This is a genomic window from Vibrio genomosp. F10 str. 9ZD137, from assembly GCF_049974785.1.
GTDB lineage: Bacteria > Pseudomonadota > Gammaproteobacteria > Enterobacterales > Vibrionaceae > Vibrio.
Genome location: NZ_JBNGCJ010000556.1, coordinates 1 through 1634 on the forward strand (window position 1 = coordinate 1; position 1634 = coordinate 1634).

Genomic DNA, 1634 nt, shown 5'->3' on the forward strand with positions numbered 1-1634 from the left:
CCGGCTTCCCTTCAAATAGAATGCTGGTACACCCGTGAATAAGCGGTGCATACACAATGTATGAGTGACCAACCACCCAACCTACGTCAGAGGCCGCCCAAAAAACGCCATCTTGGGGCATGTCATAAATCGTACTCATGGAATACTTCATTGCGACAGCGTGCCCACCGTTATCGCGAACAACGCCTTTCGGTTTGCCCGTGGTTCCTGAGGTATAAAGAATGTAAAGAGGATCGGTTGCCAAAACAGGCACGCACGCTTGAGGGAGCGCTTGATCTACACTGTTGGCCCAATCAATGTCTCGTTCTGAGTTCAATTCCGCGAGACATTGCTCTCGTTGAACGACCACAACTTTTTCAGGTTTCCAGCGACTGTCCATAATCGCCCGGTCTACGAGAGGCTTATAAGGCAGCACTTTGTTGATCTCGATTCCGCAAGAAGCCGTGATCACCACCTTAGGTTCCGCATCTTCTATTCGAACCGCTAACTCGCTCGGTGCAAACCCACCAAACACAACCGAGTGAATCGCCCCAAGTCTTGCGCAGGCTAGCATTGCCATTGCTGCTTCTGGAATCATAGGCATATAAATAACCACACGATCGCCCTTCGACACTCCTTGCTCAGCTAACATGCCCGCAACTTTTGCAACTTGGTTACGCATTTCTAAATACGTATATTCTCGCTGTGTTCCCGTCACTGGAGAATCATAAATTAACGCGGCTTTCTCGCCTCGTCCATTCTCGCAGTGATAATCAAGCGCTAGCCAGCAGGTGTTTAAGATTCCATCAGGAAACCATCGTTCGATACCATTTTCATCGGATTCAAGCACCGTTTTAGGTGGCTCAAACCAGTCGATATTTTTCGCCTGAGTGCCCCAAAACGATGTTGGGTCCGTTTGTGACCATTGATACTCTTCTTGATAGGCCGATTTTATATGTTGAGTTTTATCATTCTTAGACATGCCCTGTTTCCTCCATGAAAAACAGTGTTAATGTGAGGTGCTAAAAGGGACACACACTTTCCCTTCCATCAATACGCGGGCACTTCGACTCATGGTCGCCCTATCAACCGTCCACCCTTGTCGCCCATGGCTTGCTTTCGCGCCTACCTTTAATACGCCAGATGGGTGACCAAATGTAACGGATTCTCTCTTGTTTCCTCCAGCCGCAAGATTAACCAACGTACCTTGCACACAAGCAGCCGAAGCGATGGCCACCGCTGCTGTTCCCATCATAGCGTGATGGAGTTTTCCCATAGAAAGCGCACGCACAACCACATCAATATCATCGCAATCGACGGTTTTTCCGCTCGAGCTGAGGTAGGTTTTGGCTGGGCTGACAAACGCCACTTTGGGAGTGTGTTGTCTTGATTTCGCTTCTTCAATATCGTCAATCAACCCCATTCTTAGTGCACCATGCGCTCTTATGGATTCAAACATCCCCAATGCTTTTTCATCGCCATTGATCACTTCTTGGCTTTCTGTTCCGGTGTAACCGAGTGATTCTGCATCAACAAAAATTGTCGGGATACCCGCGTTTATGAACGTTGCATTAAATGTCCCAACGTCGGGCACGACAAGTTCATCAATCAGGTTTCCGGTTGGAAACATCGATCCACTCCCGTCTGATGGATTC

General features: G+C 48.5%; 2 protein-coding genes. Both read right to left on the reverse strand.

Annotation, left to right across the window (positions count from 1 at the left end; all coding sequences use genetic code 11):
• The coding region (locus ACP45E_RS13585) for an AMP-binding protein (protein ID WP_141707336.1) at positions 1–961 on the reverse strand (961 nt) is incomplete at its 3' end.
• A 27-nt stretch (positions 962–988) separates the two neighbouring features.
• The coding region (locus tag ACP45E_RS13590; RefSeq protein WP_277815705.1) for a PrpF domain-containing protein at positions 989–1634 on the reverse strand (646 nt) is incomplete at its 5' end.